This is a genomic window from Streptomyces sp. NPDC002513, assembly GCF_053595355.1.
Genome location: NZ_JBSFXK010000014.1, coordinates 14,147 through 34,646, shown reverse-complemented (window position 1 = coordinate 34,646; position 20,500 = coordinate 14,147). Strand labels below are relative to the sequence as shown.

Here is a 20,500-nt window from a genome sequence, read left to right as displayed (position 1 = left end):
GTTTCGTACGCGCGTCGCCGTGACGTGTGACGTTCTCCGTGCGAGGCGCGTGTCCTCTTGCGGGTGACGGGAGTTGGGCAGGGGGACGTTTCTCACCGCCCCGGAGGTGGCTGCCCGTGCGTGCCTGTTACGTATCCGTCCGTCTGGCCGCCACGGCGATCGCCGTGGCGGCCGCCGCCGGCTGTATGAGTGTGGGCGACGACACGGGCAGCCCTTCGCCGTCGCACTCGGCGGGGCGCCACGGCGCGGCCGCCCAGGACGGGGGATCGGGGCGGGGCGTGGACCGCGGCGTGGACCGGGGCGGCGCGGCGGCCAAGGAGGGCTCGTCGACGTCGGGGAAGTCCGGCAAGGACGCCTCCGGCTCGCCCTCCGCCTCGGCGTCGGGGCACGGTGCCGGCGCCGAGAACCCCAAACCGAGCGGCGGACAGTCGGCGGGCGGCGACCACGGGGGCGGCGGCCCCGTACCGCCCGGCCCGACCAAGGGAGACCCCACCCCCACCGTCACCGAGGAGCCGTCGCCGACCGGCGAGCCCGCTCCGCCGTCGCCGACTCCGTCGACCGCGGAGCCCTCCTCCTCGGCGCAGTAGTCCGTACGGCTGGTGGTGCGGGAATCGGCTCCCGAGGCCGGCGCGGTCGGGGCGGCGGTGGTCCGGCAGGGGCTCGCGCCCGCCCGGACGGCGCGTGTGGTGAGGGTCACCCGGGGCGCGAGGGAATCGGTTTGCGCTTGATGGGGGCGGGTGCGTATGGTGGTAGATCGTTTGATCCCATTTGCCCGGCGCCTCAAAGACGCGCCGCGTGTGGCGCGTACTCTCCCTTGCCGTGGCCGGACCGCATTGAGGCGGTCGAATGCGACTTCACGGATGTTTGGGCGCGTGCCGTGAACTCCGGAAGGTTCGCATTTCGCATGTCCATTGTCAGTACTGATCACGTCGTCCTGTCCGAGGAGACCGAGGACCAGGACACCGCTCCCGAGGCCAGCTTCGCGGATCTCGGTCTGCCCGAGGGCGTCGTCCGCAAGCTCGCGCAGAACGGCGTCACCGTCCCCTTCCCGATCCAGGCCGCGACCATCCCGGACGCCCTGGCGGGCAAGGACATCCTCGGCCGTGGCCGTACGGGTTCCGGCAAGACGCTGTCCTTCGGTCTGCCGACCCTCGCCACCCTGGCCGGCGGGCACACCGAGAAGAAGAAGCCGCGGGCGGTCATCCTCACCCCGACGCGTGAGCTGGCCATGCAGGTGGCCGACGCGCTGCAGCCCTACGGCGACGTCGTCGGCCTGAAGATGAAGGTCGTCTGCGGCGGCACCTCCATGGGCAACCAGATCTACGCCCTGGAGCGCGGCGTGGACATCCTGGTCGCCACCCCGGGCCGCCTGCGCGACATCATCAACCGCGGTGCCTGCTCCCTGGAGAACGTGCAGATCGCGGTGCTCGACGAGGCCGACCAGATGTCCGACCTGGGCTTCCTGCCCGAGGTCACCGAGCTGCTCGACCAGGTTCCGGCCGGCGGCCAGCGCATGCTCTTCTCCGCGACCATGGAGAACGAGATCCAGACGCTCGTCGACCGGTACCTCACCGACCCGGTCAGCCACGAGGTCGACGCCGCCCAGGGTGCCGTGACGACCATGTCGCACCACATCCTGATCGTGAAGCCCAAGGACAAGGCCCCGGTCACCGCCGCCATCGCCTCCCGCAAGGGCCGGACCATCATCTTCGTGCGCACCCAGCTCGGCGCCGACCGCGTGGCCGAGCAGCTGCGCGACGCCGGGGCGAAGGCCGACGCGCTGCACGGCGGCATGACCCAGGGCGCGCGCACCCGGACGCTGGCCGACTTCAAGGACGGGTACGTCAACGTGCTCGTCGCGACGGACGTCGCGGCCCGCGGCATTCACGTCGACGGCATCGACCTCGTGCTCAACGTGGACCCGGCCGGGGACCACAAGGACTACCTGCACCGCGCCGGGCGTACGGCGCGTGCGGGACGCACGGGCACGGTGGTCTCCCTCTCCCTGCCGCACCAGCGGCGCCAGATCTTCCGGCTGATGGAGGACGCGGGCGTCGACGCCTCGCGCCACATCATCCAGGGCGGGGCCGCGTTCGACCCCGAGGTCGCCGAGATCACCGGCGCCCGCTCCATGACCGAGGTCCAGGCCGAGTCGGCCGGGAACGCCGCGCAGCAGGCCGAGCGCGAAGTCACGCACCTCACCAAGCAGTTGGAGCGCGCCACGCGGCGCGCGACCGAGCTGCGCGAGGAGGCCGACCGGCTGGTCGCACGCGCCGCCCGGGAGCGGGGCGAGGACCCGGAGGCGGCGGTGGCGGAAGCCGCGGCGGCCAACGGGCAGGACATCGTCTCCGCCGTGCCCTCGGGCACCGAGGCCGACGAGGCGCAGGCCTCCGGGGTCTCCGTGCCGGAGCAGCCGACCGCCCAGGACGCCGAGCGGGTCCGGCAGGGCGAGCGTGCGGAGCGTCCGGCGGGCTCGTCGTCGTACGAGCGCCGTGACCGTCGTGACGACCGGGGCGGCTTCAACCGTGACCGCGACCGTGAGCGTGGCTTCGACCGGGACCGTGACCGTGGTTTCGACCGTCGGGACGGTGACCGTCGGGACGACCGGGGCGGCCGTTCGTTCGAGCGCCGTGACGACCGCGGCGGCTTCCGCCGGGACGGCGACCGTGACCGTCGCCCCTTCGACCGTGACCGCCGGGACGACCGGGGCGGCTTCAACCGCGACCGGGACCGTGACCGTGGTTTCGACCGTCGGGACGGTGACCGTCGGGACGACCGGGGCGGCCGTTCGTTCGAGCGCCGTGACGACCGTGGCGGCTTCCGCCGGGACGGCGACCGTGACCGTCGCCCCTTCGACCGTGACCGCCGGGACGACCGGGGCGGCCGTTCGTTCGAGCGCCGTGACGACCGCGGCGGCTTCCGCCAGGACGGCGAGCGCCGTTCGTTCGACCGGCGTGACGACCGCGGCGGACACCGGGGCAGCGACCGCCCGTTCAACCGGGACCGCCAGGGCGACCGCCCCGGCTTCCGTGCCGGCGGCGGGCACGACCGCCCGTTCGGCCGTCGCGACGACCACCGCGGCACGGGCGGCTTCGGCGGCCGTCGTGAGGACAAGCCGCGCTGGAAGCGCAACGGCTGACGCCGGCATCGGCACCTGAGCGCCGCGCCCCCGCCCCGATCCGGGCGGGGGCGCGGCGCTTTCCGCGTTCCGCATCCACGGGGGTCCCCGAACCGTTCCCGGACGTCCGTATGGCGATTCTTGACCACAGCATCGATCCTGTGACGCATGTCACGCCCTCGACCGGGGAAACGCTGGGTGCATGACAAACGACGTACGACCGGCCGGGCCGTCCGACGAAGAGCGGCTGGCCCAGCTCGGTTACCCCCAGGTGCTCGCCCGCCGGATGTCCGCTTCTCCAACTACGCGGTCTCCTTCACGATCATCTCCGTCCTCTCCGGCTGTCTGACGCTCTACCTCTTCGGGATGAACACCGGCGGACCCGCCGTGATCACCTGGGGATGGGTGGGCGTGGGACTGATGACCCTGTTCGTCGGGTTGTCGATGGCCGAGATCTGCTCGGCGTACCCGACCTCCGCGGGCCTGTACTTCTGGGCCCACCGGCTGGCGCCGCACCGCTCGGCCCCCGCCTGGGCCTGGTTCACGGGCTGGTTCAACGTACTGGGCCAGGTGGCGGTGACGGCGGGCATCGACTTCGGTGCCGCGTCCTTCCTGGGCGCCTATCTCGATCTCCAGTTCGGCTTCGCGGTCACACCCGGCCGCACGGTCCTGCTCTTCGCGGCGATCCTGATTCTGCACGGCCTGCTCAACACCTTCGGCGTCCGCATCGTCGCCCTGCTCAACAGCGTCAGCGTGTGGTGGCACGTGCTGGGGGTCGCGCTGATCGTCGGCGCACTGGCGTTCGTACCGGACCACCACCAGTCGGCGTCCTTCGTGTTCACACGGTTCGTGAACAACACGGGCTGGAGCAGCGGCGTCTATGTGGTCCTGCTGGGTCTGCTGATGGCCCAGTACACCTTCACCGGCTACGACGCCTCCGCCCATATGACGGAGGAGACGCACAACGCGTCCACGGCCGGCCCGAAGGGCATCGTCCGCTCCATCTGGACATCCTGGGTGGCGGGCTTCGTCCTGCTCCTGGGCTTCACCTTCGCCATCCAGTCCTACGACAAGGAGCGGACGTCCCCGACCGGCGCGCCGCCCGCCCAGATCCTGCTGGACGCCCTCGGCGCGACCACCGGCAAGCTGCTGCTGCTCGTGGTGATCGGCGCGCAACTGTTCTGCGGGATGGCGTCGGTGACAGCCAACAGCCGCATGATCTACGCCTTTTCACGCGACGGCGCGCTGCCCTTCTCGCAGGTGTGGCACACGGTCAGCCCGCGCACCCGCACCCCGGTGGCGGCGGTGTGGCTGGCGGCGCTCGGCGCGCTGCTCCTGGGGCTGCCGTACCTGATCAATGTCACGGCGTACGCGGCGGTCACCTCGATCGCGGTGATCGGCCTCTACATCGCCTACGTCATCCCGACTCTGCTGCGGGTGCGCAGGGGCGACTCCTTCGAGCGCGGGCCCTGGCACCTGGGCCGCTGGTCGCGGGCGATCGGGGTGGTGTCCGTGGGGTGGGTCGGGATCATCACGGTCCTCTTCATGCTGCCGCAGGTCTCCCCGGTCACCTGGGAATCCTTCAACTACGCTCCGGTCGCCGTCCTCGTCGTCCTCGGCTTCGCCGCGACCTGGTGGCTGGCCTCGGCCCGGCACTGGTTCCTCAACCCCCGGCACGCACGCACTCTCGCCCGCGAGGCCGCCCGTGCCGGCTCCCCCGAACCGGTCGATCCGTAGCCCTTCGGGCACCCGCACGGCCCACTTCCGGCCCGGCTCCCCGATACCCGATCTACGAGACGGCGTGGTCCGGCTATGCTCGGGGAGGCGACACCGCCTGGGCCCTTAGCTCAATTGGCAGAGCAGTGGACTTTTAATCCATTGGTTGTGGGTTCGAGTCCCACAGGGCCTACCGCCTCTGACCTGCATCTTTGCAGGCGAAGGGCCTCCTCGCAATCGAGAGGAGGCCCTTTTTGTGGCCTTTTGGGAACGCTCTGGGAACGAAGAGCTGACAAGTCGTCAGCTTGATCTTCGACCTGTCTGGTCTCGTCTTGCGGTCATGGTCAGGTCTCGTTTGACCGATTTTTTACGGTCGTGGCGGGGTGCGGGTTGCAGTTCTTGGCGCCGGGTGGTCGGCCGGGGCCGGGCTGGCCGGGTCTGGGTGCGTCGGCGGGAGAGTGATCGTCCGCCGGATGTTCCTGAACTCGGCGGACGCGGGCGGGGGTGAGCTGGCCCGGGAGTGCAGGCTTCTCCCAGGGGCGGCGCAGGTCCTCTGCCAGGGTGGGGGCAAGTCGGAGCTGGGTGTGACAGGCAATGACGAGCCAGGTCCACCGTTCCGCGGCCTGGAGAGTGCGGATCGTTGGCATCGCCATGGACGGCCTCGCCCGGCGGGCTCGCCGCAGTGCTCACCGAACGCCGCGGAATGCAGGCCCGGCACCTACACCTGATTGACCAGGCGTTGATCGACATGGCCGAGGGCCGCGCCGTGATCACCTTGCGGTGGCGTCACGGCAAGTCGCGCAGAGGGTCACGCTGGGCGCCGACCGCGTATGTCGCCGACAAGGACTGGTTCGACGAGACGTTCCCGGTGGAAGGGAGCAGCACAGTCACCGGTATCCCGGTCCCGGAGCTGTGTGGCGTCCGGGTGCTCCAGGACGGACTTTGCGAACTCTACTTACTGCCCGAGCTGCCAGACGAAGGCACCCTGGCCGTTCTGGATGGTGACCTTCGCGATGGCGGAACTGCCGTCTGGGGCCTGGACCACGCACTGGAAGCTCTCGCCGGTCCGGACGGTCACGGACGACGGGCACTGGACTGTGACCGCGGTTCCCAGCTGGTTCTGTACGCCCTGCTCGATCTGTCTCTCGACGACGCCAGTATCGATGGCGACCCCGATGGTGTTCTCAATGATCCCTGAGCCGCCGAGGGATGCCAGGAACGTCACGCACCACACGATCGGGATCGCATAGTTCTGGCGGAGCCGAGCCTGCCGGAGGAACAGATACACGGGAACAAGCAGGGCGGCCAGTGCGGCGGGCAGCTCCTGCCCGGCCGCGCGTACACGACGGTGATCGGCAAGTGAGAGCCCGACGTTGAGACCAATGGCAGCGAGGAAGGCTGGTACAGCCGAGAACCCAGCTCCCGTCGCCGCCAAGAGGCCGTCAATCAGAACCAGAAGCAGTGGCGCGAAGGCCAAGGTCCACGCGAAGGAGTTGTCTACGGACACAGACTGGGGCGGCTGGCCCATGACGTGCGGGGCGTACGGCGGAGGAGGAGGGTACTGAGGTCCTGCCTGCCCTGCAGTGGGGCCGTGCGATGCGGCTTCTTCGGAGCCCTCAGACGGGCTGCTGACCTGGTGGGTCACTTTCTCTCCCTGGAAAAAGTGCGGGACCTTGTGAAGATCCCGAGCGGTGGGTGTAGTAACCGGGACGACAACCCGAACCATGGATTGGCTCATGACTGTGGAGGCTTGGCCGCCGACGCGGTGACGTTGGTGCAGCTCGACCGGTCGGACGGTTACCGGAGCCCCCCGACTCGTCATGACCAAGGGCAGTTACACAACGGAGCTGGGCCGGCTGCACGCGGCACCACGGCGCAGGCAGCGATGCGCGACCACGGCGCTTGACCCGCAGACCGGCACCAAGCGCCGCCAGTCATGGCGCGTCTCACCGCGTGTCCAAGTGAAGGTCACCCCCCGTGCCGGCGGGGAGCGGGGGCGTCAGTTCGTCTCTGCTACGTCTGTGACCTTGCCGGTGATCTTGGTGCGGGAACTCGCGGTGGACAAGGATGAGGGGTAGTACTCCATCGACGTTCCGTTGGTCAGGCTGATCGTCTCGATGACCGGTCCGCTCTCGTCACCGTTGATCTGGTACGTGATCTCGTACGTCTTGTCCGGGTCGATGGGCAAGATGCCCCCGTAAGACAGATCCGGCTCCACGTCCACGTTGCACCCGGCCGAGCCGAAGCAGTGCTTCCGCTTGATCTTGAGTTTCATCGTGAAGTCGGAGGGTCTCGGGTCGGCGTACGCCGGGCTCTCCGTGGTCGGGTCCGACACCGGCTCCGGAGAGATGCTTGGCGCCGAGGCGGACGGGGACGGGGCAGCGGCATGCGGGGCGGCGGTACAGGCGGTACCAAGGGGGAGGGCGGCCAGGGCTATGGCGGCGAGCAGCTTACGAGTGGTCACGTCGATCCTCTCCAGGTGTGTGGCGTATGCCGGACGTATTCGTTTCGGTGGCAGAGGTTTCCGATGTGGCTGTGATCCCAGCCGCGCATCACCCCCGCGTAGGCGAAAGCGCGCCAGCGCCGTGGGGCCGCGACGGTGGCGAATCCGACGAAGGGAACCAGACCGTGCAGGACACTGACTCGCCACTGCCGGGCAAGTTACGCAAAGGTGCCGGTACTTCGGGTGCCGCGCACTCAGCGCAGACTGAGCCTGGCGAGGGAGTCGGCGGCCTCGTAGACAGGAACGGCGCCCAACGCGCCCACGTTGGTGACCTGCAGATCGGCGCAGAGCGCCGCCGGTCAGGGCGCGGGGTCGGTCTTGGCGGTGTCGTTGACGTTGGTCAAGCAGGCCTTCATGAAGTCGTCGCGGTCGACGGTACCGCCGTTGGACTCCTGGGAGATCTGGGCGTACTCCCGCGAGCAGGTGCTGTCGCTCGCGGTGTAGGTCATGCTGCCGTCGTCGACGTACACGCCCCCCGATATCACGCCGGACGCGTAGGCGCCGAGAAGCGTTGAGCGGCCAAAGACAGGCTTGTCCACAGTCTTGGTGACCGTATGGGTGACGACCTTGGGCGGGCGAGACTCGGCCTGATGGGCGCGGTGGTCGGCAGCAGCCGCCTGGCGGCGGGCGGTGGCGAGCGCAGAGTGGGTACTGACGTGGTCCACCGTGGCCGCAGTGACGGACAGAGCTGTCAACCCGCAGGCGGCAATGGCAATGGCGTTGGCTCGGTTCACGGTTGTCCTTCAGGTAAGGAATGGGAGGGTGAAAACCACGCAGCAGGTCGTGGTCGGGGGCGGCGCGGAGGCGGCGGATCATCGCCTCGCCGCCGCACTCGAAGGCGCACTGACCCGATCGGGCAGCCAGTCAGCCGGCGTTGGTGTCGGTCCACTTGCCGCTGAAGAATGAGCTGCCGCCGCGCCACCCTCGCGGCCTTGGTCGAAGAGATCAGTAGTTGGCGTTCGCGATCATGTCGCCGTCCTTGCCATACACAGTGACGAGCCCGTTCTTGGACTCGTAGCAGGACGTGAACGCAGAGGCGATGAGCTTCGCGTCACCCTGGTTGTCGCTCATAAACCCGCCAGTGAAGTCGGTGTAGACCTCAGCCGAGTCCAGGATGTCGTTCCGCTTGTCCGCGCCGGTCACCTTCGTCACGTGCTGGACGGCCTTCTTCTCCGTTGCCGTACCGGACTTGGCGACGCAGGCCTTGAACTGCTCCGCCTGCGTCTTCGTCTTCTGCGCGGGCGTCGCCTCGGCCTTGTCGGACTTCGGCGTGCGGCTGGCGGCGACGGGCTTGTCCTTGGCGCTGGTGTCGGTGGAGTCGCCGTTTCCGCCACTGGCCGCGGCTCCGATGCCGATCAGAACGAAGAGGGCGACGACGCCGAGGCAGCCGAAGCCGATGATCTTCCCTGCCTTCGACTTCTTCGGCGGCTGCGGCTGGAACGGCGGAGTGCCGTAGCCCTGCTGCTGCGGGCCGCCCCAACCGGGCTGGGGCTGCTGCGGGTACTGCTGCTGGCTCATGGTCCCTCCAGGGGGTGTAGATGCACCTTGCGGGTGCATGTGACTTGTGAAGCTGGAATGTGCGTCAGGCGGCCCGGGAGCGCCGGTAGTCGGCGAGGGCGCCGGAGGCCCACAACGGGACCAGGCGCGGGAGTTCGGTGCGCGGGACGGCGCCGCGCACGCATCGCAGGCCGAGCTTGGCGAGGGAGTCGGCGGCCTCGTTGAGGGGGTGACCGGCGTGGGCCTTCTCGTGGACGAAGGTCAGGTGCGGGGTGTACTCGGCGAGCAGCTGCAGCTTGACCAGGGTGGGCTGGCGGCCCTGGGAGCGCAGGTGGGTGTCGTAGCCCTCGGGTATGTCCGTGCCGCCCTGCTGCCAGCTGTGCAGGTGCCGCAGCGCCTGCAGGTTGTCCACGCGGACCTCGATGGGCTGGCCGGGGTGCGTGTGGAGGACCGCCTTGAGGCCCCAGTACACGGCGCGGAGTTCGGTGACGACGACGCGGGAGTGGGGGCGTACGAGGTGCTTCGGGTAGAGGTGGGCGCGCAGACCGGTGTGGCCGGTGGTGGCGAGGTAGCCGGAGGCCACCCGGTCCGGGCCGACGGAGGCGTCCGTGGCCAGCACGATCGGCCCGGCGACGGCCTTGACCTTGTCGTTCACGTACACCTGGCGACAAGTGGAGGTGGTGGGGCGGGGTGCGTGGGCGAGGGGAGAACGATGACCCATGACAGTTGTTGCCTCCTTGTCTTCGCAACGGAGCAGCGGGAGAGAGGGCGGGCGCGCGTGACGCCCGCCGAACTTGGTCGTGCGGGTCAGGCGCCATCACTGTGTTGCAATGACCCCTGGAATCCGCCAGATGTGGAGGGGCACCGAAGTTGCTGGTGGGTCAGATGGCGGCCGGGGCCTTCCTGTACCAGTCCGTGATCACCTTGGTCAGGTGCACGACGTTCTGCTGCCGCATGATCGGGGCGGAGGCGTTCGGCTCGAAGTCCTCGTTCGCGTCCGTGGTGCGCCAGATGCTGTCCTCGGCGACCGGGGCAGTCATGTGCCGGTCGAGCCGCTTGAAGAACTCCTGGATGTCGCCGTCCTCGGCTCCGGCCTCCCGCAGGTTGCGGTAGACGCCGCCCAGGACGCGGAGCATGCCCACCGAGCCCAGGAGCGAGGACTCGCGCAGCCTCATGGCCTTGGTGGGGGGCGCCGGCGGCTCGTTCTTCTTCTTGTCGGAGAGCGCGGGGTCGTAGTTGTCCACGTCCTCCTCGGTGATCTCCGCGAGCGCGGTGAAAGCGATGGAGATGACGTCCAGGAAACCGCGAACACTCTCGATGACCTCGTTGTCGGTCAGCGACTCGACCTTCTTGCTGACGCGGCCACCGGGGCCGGCGATGACAGCCCGCGTGATGTCGGCGACGTGCTTGGCACCCATCAGGTTGCGGTTGGTCAGGGTCATCCGGTCCCGCTCGATGTCGATCTTGCCCAGGAAGAGGGGGTGGGTGACGATGTCGCTGAGCGTGCGGTTGGCGATGCGCGAGGTGTCGAAGCGGGCCCGGACGGCACCGGAGATGCCCTTGGCGTTGTCCGCGACGTCGACGAACATCTGCTGGCCCTTGACGCCGTCGGGCTCCACGTAGATGTCGATGCCGACGAACTCGTCCTTGAGCCGCTGCATTCGGCCGATCAGAACCTCACGGTCCTGCTCCAGCTTCGCCTTTTTGGCCTCGTTGGCGCGGTGGATCTCCCGGTCGATGCGGGAGACCTCGTCCGTGATGCGCTTCTTCTCCAGGTGGACGCCGAGGATGCGATGCTGGCCGTCGATCGTGATCAGGCGTCCGATGCCGCCGATGGACCACGGAACGGTGAGGTAGCCGACCGAGCCGTCTTCGCTGATCGGCTCGAAGCGGCAGCCGCCGGTGTCGCGGATGAGGAGGGCCGGGGCCACCCAGCCGGGGTTGTCGGCGAGGTACTGGCCGAAGCCCTTGGCGTGGGTGATGTCCACCTTTCGGTTGTCCGGGTCCGGCTTGGCCGGGTCCGGGATGGTGAGGATGACCGAGAGGTCGGAGAGCGGGATGCGCGTCGTGTAGACGGTCCGGCCGCCCTGGCTGGTGCAGATCGCCAGGTAAGTGGACTCCTCACGCACCAGGGACAGGCGCGACGAGTCGACAGTGATGGTCATGGATGACTTCCTTTCCGAGCAGGTAGCCCTCGGGGGCAGCGGGAGAGTGGGCGGGCAGCGCGTGACGCCCACCGGGTGGGCATGCAGATCAGGCGCCGGCGCCGTTCGGCAGGTGGACCTGGCCGTAGACGGTGAGGAACAGCTCCAGGTCGGCGCGTTCGTCGGGCGCGGCGTGACCGGAGGCGAGGCGGGCTTGGGCGTCGCGGCGGGCGCGGCGCAGGTAGCCGCTGCGCTCCAGGTGGCGCCATAGGAGGCGGAATGCCTGCTGGTGGTCGTAGAGGGTGGTCTCGTAGGACGTGCCGGTGATGTGGCGGGCCTGGACCAGCAGGGCCCGGAAGTTCTCCCCGGCGTCGCGCTTCAGCAACTGCGCCAGGTGGCGGCGGTACACGGTCAGTTCGGGCTCGCCCGTCTCGGTCAAGCAGGTTTCTCCACTCGTGAGGCTTCGTCTGCGGTCCCGGGGCAGGCCGAAGTGGCCGAAAAGCGGCCCCGGGGCGCTTCCGGCGACCACTGCCAGCCGGAAGCGTCTACAGATAAGCATCACGGTGAAAGCACTGTCAAACCTGTTCACGAACTTAGCCAGCGGTGTAAGGTGGTTGCTGTCCCCGACGAGAGGTGAGAACACGTCATGGCCCAGCCGTCAGCCCAGGTGACAGCCGCGGAGATCTCCCGCATCGCGGGCGTCACGCGCGCCACCGTCAGCAACTGGCGCCGCCGGCACGACGACTTCCCAGCACCAGTCGGCGGTACCGAGACCAGCCCGCTCTACGACCTGGAAACCGTGCGCGCCTGGCTGCGCTCCCGCGGCCAGACCTTCGCCGCCGCCCCCGCCGAGGAGCTCCGCACCCTGTTGCGACTGCGCCCTGCGGTCGCTGACTCAGCCGTACCGCTGCTCCCCCTGGTCCTCGCCACCTCCCGCCGCTCCCCGGAAGAGCTCACCGCGCTCGCCGACCTGCCGGACGCAGACCTCGCCGCACGCGCGGACGCCGCCGTCGCCGAGCTCGCCGACACGGTCCCGCAGACCGAGGCCGCCCCCTTCACGGCAGACGACGCAGGTACCGTGCGGGCACTGATCCACTGCGTACGGGAGGAAGGCGCCCAGGCCGCCCTCGACGTACTCGCCGAGCGGGAACTGGAAGACAGCGCCTCCACCGGCACCTACCAAACCCCCAACCGTCTGGCCGACCTCATGGCACGCCTGCTGCCTGCCGATACGACCCGCGTCCTGGACCCGGCGTGCGGCAGCGGCACCCTCCTGGCCGCCGCCGCGTGCCACGGCACCCGCGAGCTGTACGGCCAAGACGCCCTGCCGGTCCAGGCCCAACGCAGCGCAGTACGCCTGCTGCTCGCCACACCCGACGCGACGGTGGCCGTACAAGCCGGCGACAGCCTGCGCCACGACGCCTTCCCCCAGCCTCCAATGGATGCGGTGCTGTGCAACCCGCCCTACGGCGACCGCGACTGGGGCCACGACGAGCTGGCCTACGACCCCCGCTGGGCTTACGGCGTCCCGCCGCGCATGGAATCCGAACTCGCCTGGATCCAGCACGCCCTGGCCCACCTGCGCCCGGGCGGGTACGCGGTGCTGCTGCTGCCCCCCGCCACCGCCGCCCGCGCCTCGGGCCGCCGCGTGCGCGCCGAACTGGTACGCGGTGGCGCCCTGCGCGCCGTAGTAGCCCTGCCGCCCGGCGCGGCCGCGCCCCTGCACATCGGCCTTCAGCTGTGGATCCTCCAGACCTCTGAGCCGGACGGCCTGGACCGCGCCTCGGTGCTGTTCGTGGACGCCGGCGGCGAGCGGCAACAGGACAGGCCACGTAACCGGTCCGACAGCACGCTCGGCTCGCCGGGAACACGCCGACGCCGCGACGCCCTCGACTGGGACGAGTTGACCGACACCGTGCTGGACCACTGGACGGCCTTCCGCGCCAGCCCAGAGTCCTTCTCCGACGAGCCCGGCATCGCCCGCGCTGTCCCCGTACTGGACCTCCTCGACGAGGTCGTCGACCTCACCCCGGCCCGCCAGGTCCGCGCCCTGCCCGCCGACATCGACCCAGCCCAGGTGGCACGGCAAGCCGACGACCACCGCAAGCAACTGACCGAGCACGCCGGCCTCCTCGCCGACGCCGCTCAGGGCACGTGGCAGCCCACCGGCGACTCTCCACGGCAGTGGCGCACGGCCACACTCTCCGACCTCGCCCGCGGCGGCGCCCTGGAGATCCTGCGGGCAGCGACCGACACCCGGGAGAAGACCGAAGGCGCGCAATGGAGAGCCGAGAACGCCGGACGGTTGGTCCTCTACGGCACCGACGTCGCGGACGGCGTACCCGCCTCCGGCACGTTCCTCGACAGCATGCCCTTGAGGTCGTCACCGGTCATCACCGAAGGGGACATTCTGGTACGCGTGTTCACAGGGGAAGGCGGGAGCATGGCCCGACTGGCCGACGAACAGGACATCGGCGTCCTACTGGGCCATGACCTCTACCTTCTGCGTCCCGACCCGACACGATTGGACCCCTGGTTCCTCGCGGGCTTCGTTGGCGCGCACGACAACATCACCGGGGCATCCACCGGCAGCACCACCGTCCACCTCCAGCCCGGCCGACTGCGCGTACCGCTGCTGCCACTGCAGGAGCAGCGCCGCTATGGCGAGGCCTTCCGCCGCGTCCACGAACTGCACACCGCCGCCCGCCAGGCCACCGACCTCGCCCGCGAATATGCGGACCTCCTGACTACCGGCCTGACGGCGGGGGCGCTGCTCCCGCCCGAGACTGCATCGCCCTGACGCACTGGCGCACTTCTTCACTCATCCATCACACTCGGCCGTACCCGCCCCCTCGCCCGGCGGAACGGCTCGGAAGGAACCTGGGGAACCTTGAACAGCAGCAAGCACACGGAGTTGGCGAACCACGCCTGGTCCGTCGCCGACCTCCTGCGCGGCGACTACAAGCAGTCCGACTACGGCAAGGTGATCCTGCCGTTCACTGTGCTGCGGCGCCTGGAATGCGTCCTGGAGCCCACACGGGACAAGGTCGTCGAGACCGTCGCCAGGTTCGCGGGCCAGGACATCGACACCGACCGCTTCCTGCGGAAGGCCTCGGGCCACTCCTTCTACAACAAGAGCGAGCTCACGCTGCGGAAGATCGCGGCCGACCCGCAGAACGCGTCGAAGAACCTGCAGATCTACGTCGGCGCCTTCTCCGACAACGCCCGCGAGGTCCTCGACAAATACGAGTTCAACCAGCAGGTCAGAAAGCTCGACAGCGCGAACCTGCTCTACCAGGTCATCGGCAAGTTCACCGACCTCGACCTGCACCCCGATGTCGTGCCCAACCACAACATGGGCTACATCTTCGAGGAGTTGATCCGCCGCTTCGCCGAGCAGTCGAACGAGACCGCGGGTGAGCACTTCACACCGCGCGAGGTCATCAAGCTGATGGTCAACCTGCTGGTGGCACCCGACGCGGACGCCCTCAGCCTGCCGGGCGTCGTCCGCACGGTCATGGACCCGGCCTGCGGCACGGGCGGCATGCTCAGCGCCGCCGACGACCGCATCAAGGCCCTTAACCCGGACGCGACGGTCGAGGTGTACGGGCAGGAGCTCAACCCCGAGTCCTGGGCGATCTGCCGGTCCGACCTCATGATCAAAGGCCAGGAGCCGGAGAACATCCGCTTCGGCAACTCCTTCTCCGACGACGGCCACGCCCGCCGCAAGTTCGACTACATCCTCGCCAACCCGCCGTTCGGCGTGGAGTGGAAGAAGGTCAGGGAGGAGGTCGAGTACGAGCACAAGTCGCTCGGCGACGCCGGCCGCTTCGGCGCGGGCTTGCCGCGCATCAACGACGGCTCGCTGCTCTTCCTCCAGCACATGATCTCGAAGATGAAGCCGGTGGACGTGAACGGCGGGGGCGGCTCCCGCATCGCCATCGTCTTCAACGGCTCCCCGCTGTTCACGGGCGCGGCTGAGTCCGGCGAGTCCAACATCCGCCGCTGGATCCTGGAGAACGACTGGCTGGAGGCCATCGTTGCCCTCCCGGACCAGCTCTTCTACAACACGGGCATCTCCACGTACTTCTGGATCCTCACCAACCGTAAGGACGCCGACCACAAGGGCAAGGTCGTCCTGCTCGACGCGCGCGACCAGTGGGTGAAGATGCGCAAGTCGCTCGGCGACAAGCGCAAGGAACTCGGCGACGGCACGAACGGCCGCCCCGACCACATCGGCGACATCACCCGCCTGTACGCGGAGGCCCTCCAGGTCGCCAAGGACCCCGAGCACCCGCTGCACGGCAAGGTCAAGGTCTTCGCCAACGAGGACTTCGGCTACCAGCGCATCACCGTGGAGCGGCCGTTGAAGCTCCATTTCGAGGTCACGGAGGAGGCGTTGGCCGCCCTGGCGGAGGCCAAGCCGGTGGCGAAGCTGGAGCGGAGCGAGGAGTTCGTGGCGGCGATGCGTACGCTGCTCGGCTCGTCCTGGACGACGAAGTCCGACGCCTTCGTCGCGCTCAAGGACGCGGTGGTCGCGGCCGGGCTGACCTGGCCGTCGGGAGCGCCGTTCGCGAAGGCGGTACGGGAGGCGGTCGGGGTCCGTGACCCCGAAGGCGAGGTCCAAAAGGTCAAGGGGGCGCCGGAGGCGGACGCTGACCTGCGGGACTACGAGAACGTTCCGCTCGGCGAGGATGTCGAGGAGTACCTCAAGCGCGAGGTGCTGCCGCACGTCCCGGACGCGTGGATCGACCACACGAAGACGAAGATCGGCTACGAGATCCCGTTTACCCGGCACTTCTACGTATACAAGCCCCCGAGGCCGCTCGCGGAAATCGACGCGGAGTTGAAGTCGCTGGAGGCGGAGATTCAGGCGCTGTTGGGTGAGGTGACGGAATGAGCACGGTGTTGGGCGTTACCCTCCCGACCTCCTGGTCCGCTGCTCCGCTGAAGCACGTGACAGCAATGTTGAATCGTGGGTCTGCTCCGGACTACGTGGATGTCGGACCCGTACGAGCCATCAGTCAGGCCTCGAACCAAGTCAGCGGTCTAGACTGGTCGCGCACTCGCTTCCATGACTTCAGCGGAAACCCGAAGAACCTCAAGGGCTACCTGCACCCGAACGATGTGCTCATCAACTCCACTGGCACAGGCACCCTAGGACGCGTCGGATACTTCTCCAACCCGCCGGATAGCCTCCCGTGCATGGCGGACAGCCATGTCACGATCGCGCGCGCTAAGCCTGACGAGTTGGATGCCCGATTCTCCTATTACTGGCTCAGTTCACAGCCCTTCCAGGAGTACGTGTACGCGGCCCTCGTGGTCGGGGCAACGAATCAGATCGAACTCAACCGGGACCGGCTTGGCGACGCGCCAGTGCCCCTGCCCCCGCTGGAGGAGCAGCGCCGCATCGCCGACTTCCTCGACGCCGAGACCGCCAGGATCGACTCTTACGTGAACTTGCATGAGCGACTAATCTCGGTCCTCCAGGAAAAAGCCTCTGCGGCCATCGAATCGTTGCTGCTCCACGGCCATGTCCAACCGTCGAAGGCTGGCCACCCCGGCTCGGCACCATTCCCATCGAGGTTTCCGATTGGCCGCCTCAAGCATGTGGCCTCCCGCGTGGATGTGGGGATTGCTGAAGCAGCGACACATGCATACGTCAGTGATGGGGTCCCATTGATTCGCTCCACGAACATCAGGGCGAATCTTCTAGAAACCCGCGATATGCTCTACATCGCTCCATGGTTCGCGGAGCGTAACCGGTCGAAGTACGTCTTCGCTGGAGACATCCTCACTGTGCGTACCGGAAACGCTGGAGTCAGCGCAGTGATCCCCCAGGATCTCAACCGATCGCAAACGTTCACTCAGCTCATTACGACACTCAGGGACGGGAATTCCGCAGAGTACTTCTGTCAATTTCTCAACTCCCGACTGTGCCGACAGTATTTTGACACCGTTAGCTGGGGTAGCGCACAGAAGAACATTAGCGTGCCACTGCTAGCCAATACGCCGGTACCTATCCCGCCCACCGAAATTCAACGAAATATTTCCGAATCAGTTGAACACCTTTCCGAGGTGAACTCGTCACTGGTGTCAAAGGTGGAGAAGGCTCGCCAGTTGGCGAGTGAACGTCGCCAAGCCCTCATCACCGCCGCCGTAACCGGTCAGTTCGACGTATCCACCGCCAGCGGGCGCAACGTAACGGACGGAGTCACCGCGTAGCCATGAGCCCCATCCACACGGAGTCCGCTTTCGGGGACGCCATCGTCGCCGCCATGGTCGAGCGCGGGTGGCGCGAGGCGCGGCCGCAGGACTACCGGGCCGATCTCGGCCTGGACACCAACGAGTTGTTCACCTTCATCGGGGCCACCCAGCCCGACGAGTGGAGCGAGCTGCTCACCGTCTACGGTGGCGACCCGAACGAGGCGCAGCGCGGGTTCGCCGGCCGCCTGGACCAGGCCATCGCCACCAACGGGCTTCTCGATGTCCTCCGCAACGGCGTCAAGGACCGGGGTGTCCTGCTCCGCGTCGCGTACTTCAAGCCGAACCTCGTGGCCCACGACTCCGTGCTGGACGGCTATCGGGCGAACCGGCTGACCGTCGTCCGTGAACTTGAGTACGCGACGAAGCAGACCGACTGGGGTAACCGGCTCGACCTCGCCCTCTTCCTCAACGGAATCCCCGTCGCCACGGCTGAGTTGAAGAACCCGCTGACCAAGCAGGGGGTGGAGCAGGCCAAGGAGCAGTACCGCTCCGACCGGGACCCCACCGAGCTGATCTTCACGCGTCGCGTCGTCGCGAACTTCGCCGTCGACCCGGACCTGGTCTTCGTCGCCACCCAGCTCAAGGGGAAGAACACCCGCTTCCTGCCCTTCAACACCGGCTCCAACGGCCCCGGTCAGCCGGGCGGCGCAGGCAACCCCGCCCCCACCGCCTACGGCACGTACGCGACCTCCTACCTCTGGGAGCAGGTCTGGCAACCGGACAACTGGCTGGATCTGCTGCAGCGGTTCGTGCACCTCCACAAGAGCAAGACGCCTGGCGGCGGCACTACGAAGACGATGATCTTCCCCAGGTTCCACCAGTGGGACGTGGTCAAGAAGCTCACCGCGCACGCCGCAATGCACGGCGCGGGCCACGACTATCTGGTCATGGCCTCGGCCGGCTCGGGTAAGTCGAATACCATCGGCTGGCTCGCGCACCGCCTCAGCGACCTGCACACCCCCACCGACCCGTCGGAGCTCGACGCCGAGGCCGTGGCCAAGGGCCTCAAGCCAGGGGTACCGGTCTTCGACAAGGTCATCGTCATCACCGACCGCCGCAACCTGGACGCGCAACTCCGAGAAACGGTCGGCAGTTTCGAGCAGACGGCAGGCCTCGTCGTGAAGATCGACGAGAAGCACGGGGCGAAGGGCGAGCAGCTCGCCAAGGCGCTCTCCCGCGACACCGGGAAGATCGTCACCGTCACCCTGCACTCCTTCCCGGCACTGCTCGACTACCTCCAGCGCAACCCCACCGAGATCCAGGGCAGCCGCTTCGCGATCATCGTGGACGAGGCGCACTCCTCGCAGTCCGGCGACGCCGCCACCGCCGTACGGTCCGCGCTGCGCGACCTCGGGCTGGACTCCGACTCGGACGACGCGGGCACGACCACGGTCAAGGCCGAGGCCGCCAGCCTCGATGAGCAGCTCAAGAAGAGGGCGGAGCAGCGTTCCCGCGCTGCGAACCTCTCCTACTTCGCGTTCACCGCCACACCGAAGGCCAAGACCCTCGAACTCTTCGGCAAGCTCCAGGACATCGACGGCAAGGCGACCTACCGGCCCTTCCACACGTACTCCATGCGGCAGGCGATCGAGGAGGGCTTCATCCTCGACCCGCTGCGCAACTACGTCACGTACAACACGTACTGGAAGCTGGTGAACCAGAACCCCGACGAGCGGGAGGTCGACCCGTCGAAGGCGAACGGCCTGCTCGCCCGGTACGCGCTCACCCATGACTCGACGGTCGCCCAACACGCCCAGGTGATCGTGGAGCACTTCGTGGCGCACAGCCGGGGCCGTCTCGGCGGGCGGGCCAAGTCCATGGTGGTGACCGCCTCCCGGCAGTCCGCCGTGCAGATGGCGCGCGCCATCAAGAGCTACATCAAGGACCGGGACTACGACACCAAGTACCCCGACCTCGGTGTCCTCGTCGCCTTCTCCGGCTCGCTCACCATCGACGGCGAGGAGACCACCGAGCCGAAGGAGAACGGCGGGCTGTCGGAAAGCGCGCTGCCGAAGGCGTTCGCGTACACACGTGCCGACGACAAGGCCGCCCGAGCCGGCGGTGCGGGCCAGCGCGAGTACCGAATCCTGGTCGTGGCGGAGAAGTACCAGACCGGGTTCGACCAGCCGCTGCTGACGACGATGTACGTCAACAAGTCGCTGACCGGTATCTCCGCCGTCCAGACCCTGTCCCGGCTGAACCGGACCGCCGACCGCAAGACCCAGGCCGACCTTGCGGTACTCGACTTCGTCAACGACGCCAACGACATACAGGAGTCCTTCCGCCCGTACTTCGAGGAGGCGAACACCCTCCCCTCGGACCCCAACCTGCTCTACACCGCGCAGAGCCGGGTCATGCAGGCGGCGATCCTGTCCGGGCAGGAGATGGACGAGTTCGCGGCCGCGTACTTCGCCGCCAAGGAGAAGGCGGCAGGATCACAGTCCAAGTGGGAGAAGCTGCACGCCGAGCTGTACCGGCTGCTTTCCCCTGCCGTCGCCCGCTTCACGCCCCTGCTCGAAAGCGAGGACGAGGACGACCAGGAGACGGCGGAGGGCTTCCGCGCCGACCTCAACGACTACGTCAGGAAGTACGGCTTCCTCGCGCAGATCGTCCCCTACCGGGACGCCGAGCTGGAGCGGCTGCACTTGTACGGCCGCTACCTCCTCAACCGGTTGCCGCGCCGCGCGGACGGCGGCGTGGACATAGGTGAGGTCGACCTCAGCCATATGCGGGTGGAGAAGACCGGCGAGTACGACGTCTCCCTCACCTCCGAGGGTCCGACGACGATGCAGGGCTTCGGCGACGGCTCGGGCGGCGCGAAGGAAGCGGAGAAGTCGCTGCTCTCGCAGTTGATCGAGAAGTTCAACGAACGCTTCGGCACCGAGTTCACCGAGCAGGACGTCATCCGCCCGTTCGAGGAGGCCAAGGCCGACCCGAAGGTGCGGGCGGCGGCCGTCGTCAACGACGAGGACAACTTCGGCCTCGTCTTCGACAACGTCTTCGCGGACAAGATGGCCGACCACATCGACACCATCGCGGGGCTCGGCCGCCAGTACTTCGGCCCCGACAAGGGCTTCAAGTCCAGCCTGGACCGCAGCGCCCGCAAGGCCGCCTGGCGGATGATCCGCCGCGAAGAGGGTTTGGACGACGACGTCTGATCGCGTACGCCCCGGCCGGCAGTGCCGGCCGGGGCGCCCTCCGGCCTCGGTTCGTCTGCGGCCTGACGGCCGTAGGTACACGAGGTTCATGCCGTTT

At 68.2% G+C, this 20,500-nt stretch carries 14 protein-coding genes, 1 tRNA gene and 2 pseudogenes; 9 read left to right on the top strand and 8 right to left on the bottom strand.

The genetic code is table 11. The annotated features are described in order from the left end of the window. The first annotated feature begins 116 nt into the window (after positions 1–116). From ACWD5Q_RS12605 to ACWD5Q_RS12590, 4 genes and pseudogenes are all read left to right on the top strand, one after another. Complete coding sequence (locus tag ACWD5Q_RS12605; protein WP_451426983.1) at positions 117–587, top strand: hypothetical protein; 471 nt, start codon at positions 117–119, stop codon at positions 585–587. Positions 588–904: 317 nt separating this feature from the next. Next, positions 905–3,139 (top strand): DEAD/DEAH box helicase, encoded by a 2,235-nt coding sequence (locus tag ACWD5Q_RS12600; protein ID WP_451426982.1) that lies wholly within the window; start codon positions 905–907, stop codon positions 3,137–3,139. A 181-nt stretch (positions 3,140–3,320) separates the two neighbouring features. Continuing rightward, a pseudogene (locus ACWD5Q_RS12595) lies at positions 3,321–4,855 on the top strand (amino acid permease). A 99-nt stretch (positions 4,856–4,954) separates the two neighbouring features. Continuing rightward, positions 4,955–5,027 (top strand) — tRNA-Lys (locus ACWD5Q_RS12590). 187 nt (positions 5,028–5,214) lie between these two features. Here ACWD5Q_RS12590 and ACWD5Q_RS12585 read toward each other — a convergent pair. The 4 genes and pseudogenes from ACWD5Q_RS12585 to ACWD5Q_RS12570 form a co-directional block, all read right to left on the bottom strand. Then, positions 5,215–5,478, bottom strand: a pseudogene (locus tag ACWD5Q_RS12585) (NF041680 family putative transposase); the annotation flags it as partial. Between the two features lie 311 nt (positions 5,479–5,789). Beyond that, positions 5,790–6,362, bottom strand: a complete 573-nt coding sequence (locus ACWD5Q_RS12580) for a DUF4333 domain-containing protein (RefSeq protein WP_451426981.1) — start codon at positions 6,360–6,362, stop codon at positions 5,790–5,792. A 471-nt stretch (positions 6,363–6,833) separates the two neighbouring features. Further along, complete coding sequence (locus ACWD5Q_RS12575; RefSeq protein ID WP_451426980.1) at positions 6,834–7,298, bottom strand: hypothetical protein; 465 nt, start codon at positions 7,296–7,298, stop codon at positions 6,834–6,836. 338 nt (positions 7,299–7,636) lie between these two features. Continuing rightward, positions 7,637–8,071, bottom strand: a complete 435-nt coding sequence (locus ACWD5Q_RS12570) for a hypothetical protein (protein ID WP_451426979.1) — start codon at positions 8,069–8,071, stop codon at positions 7,637–7,639. Between the two features lie 28 nt (positions 8,072–8,099). On the opposite strand from ACWD5Q_RS12570, the gene ACWD5Q_RS12565 reads away from it, so the two are divergent. Further along, entirely contained in the window at positions 8,100–8,243 is a 144-nt protein-coding gene (locus ACWD5Q_RS12565; RefSeq protein ID WP_451426978.1) for a hypothetical protein, read from the top strand. 39 nt (positions 8,244–8,282) lie between these two features. Here the strand turns inward: ACWD5Q_RS12565 and ACWD5Q_RS12560 are convergent, their stop codons facing one another. The 4 genes from ACWD5Q_RS12560 to ACWD5Q_RS12545 all read right to left on the bottom strand — a co-directional run bounded on the left by ACWD5Q_RS12560 (position 8,283) and on the right by ACWD5Q_RS12545 (position 11,417). After that, positions 8,283–8,855, bottom strand: coding sequence for a hypothetical protein (locus ACWD5Q_RS12560; RefSeq protein WP_451426977.1), 573 nt, complete (start codon positions 8,853–8,855; stop codon positions 8,283–8,285). A 64-nt stretch (positions 8,856–8,919) separates the two neighbouring features. Further along, on the bottom strand, positions 8,920–9,555 hold the full coding sequence (locus ACWD5Q_RS12555) for a hypothetical protein (protein WP_451426976.1): 636 nt from the start codon (positions 9,553–9,555) through the stop codon (positions 8,920–8,922). Positions 9,556–9,715: 160 nt separating this feature from the next. Next, on the bottom strand, positions 9,716–10,999 hold the full coding sequence (locus ACWD5Q_RS12550; protein WP_451426975.1) for a DNA sulfur modification protein DndB: 1,284 nt from the start codon (positions 10,997–10,999) through the stop codon (positions 9,716–9,718). 88 nt (positions 11,000–11,087) lie between these two features. Next, on the bottom strand, positions 11,088–11,417 hold the full coding sequence (locus ACWD5Q_RS12545) for a hypothetical protein (RefSeq protein ID WP_451426974.1): 330 nt from the start codon (positions 11,415–11,417) through the stop codon (positions 11,088–11,090). Between the two features lie 207 nt (positions 11,418–11,624). On the opposite strand from ACWD5Q_RS12545, the gene ACWD5Q_RS12540 reads away from it, so the two are divergent. The 4 genes from ACWD5Q_RS12540 to ACWD5Q_RS12525 all read left to right on the top strand — a co-directional run bounded on the left by ACWD5Q_RS12540 (position 11,625) and on the right by ACWD5Q_RS12525 (position 20,403). Next, a complete protein-coding gene (locus tag ACWD5Q_RS12540; RefSeq protein WP_451426973.1) occupies positions 11,625–13,778 on the top strand; it encodes an N-6 DNA methylase in 2,154 nt (717 codons plus the stop codon). A 90-nt stretch (positions 13,779–13,868) separates the two neighbouring features. Then, entirely contained in the window at positions 13,869–15,878 is a 2,010-nt protein-coding gene (locus tag ACWD5Q_RS12535) for a type I restriction-modification system subunit M (RefSeq protein WP_451426972.1), read from the top strand. Beyond that, the gene (locus ACWD5Q_RS12530; protein ID WP_451426971.1) at positions 15,875–17,203 is read left to right on the top strand and encodes a restriction endonuclease subunit S; all 1,329 of its coding nucleotides are present in this window, start codon (positions 15,875–15,877) and stop codon (positions 17,201–17,203) included. The genes ACWD5Q_RS12535 and ACWD5Q_RS12530 overlap by 4 nt, the downstream gene beginning before the upstream one ends. A 2-nt stretch (positions 17,204–17,205) precedes the next feature. After that, on the top strand, positions 17,206–20,403 hold the full coding sequence (locus ACWD5Q_RS12525) for a type I restriction endonuclease subunit R (protein ID WP_451426970.1): 3,198 nt from the start codon (positions 17,206–17,208) through the stop codon (positions 20,401–20,403). Positions 20,404–20,500 lie beyond the last annotated feature (97 nt).

Bases quoted from the DNA above. Each gene is read 5' to 3' on its own strand.
- ACWD5Q_RS12600 (WP_451426982.1), top strand. From the start codon at position 905: ATGTCCATTGTCAGTACTGATCACGTCGTCCTGTCCGAGGAGACCGAG.
- ACWD5Q_RS12580 (WP_451426981.1), bottom strand. From the start codon at position 6,362: ATGGGCCAGCCGCCCCAGTCTGTGTCCGTAGACAACTCCTTCGCGTGG.
- ACWD5Q_RS12560 (WP_451426977.1), bottom strand. From the start codon at position 8,855: ATGAGCCAGCAGCAGTACCCGCAGCAGCCCCAGCCCGGTTGGGGCGGC.
- ACWD5Q_RS12555 (WP_451426976.1), bottom strand. From the start codon at position 9,555: ATGGGTCATCGTTCTCCCCTCGCCCACGCACCCCGCCCCACCACCTCC.
- ACWD5Q_RS12550 (WP_451426975.1), bottom strand. From the start codon at position 10,999: ATGACCATCACTGTCGACTCGTCGCGCCTGTCCCTGGTGCGTGAGGAG.
- ACWD5Q_RS12540 (WP_451426973.1), top strand. From the start codon at position 11,625: ATGGCCCAGCCGTCAGCCCAGGTGACAGCCGCGGAGATCTCCCGCATC.
- ACWD5Q_RS12530 (WP_451426971.1), top strand. From the start codon at position 15,875: ATGAGCACGGTGTTGGGCGTTACCCTCCCGACCTCCTGGTCCGCTGCT.
- ACWD5Q_RS12525 (WP_451426970.1), top strand. From the start codon at position 17,206: ATGAGCCCCATCCACACGGAGTCCGCTTTCGGGGACGCCATCGTCGCC.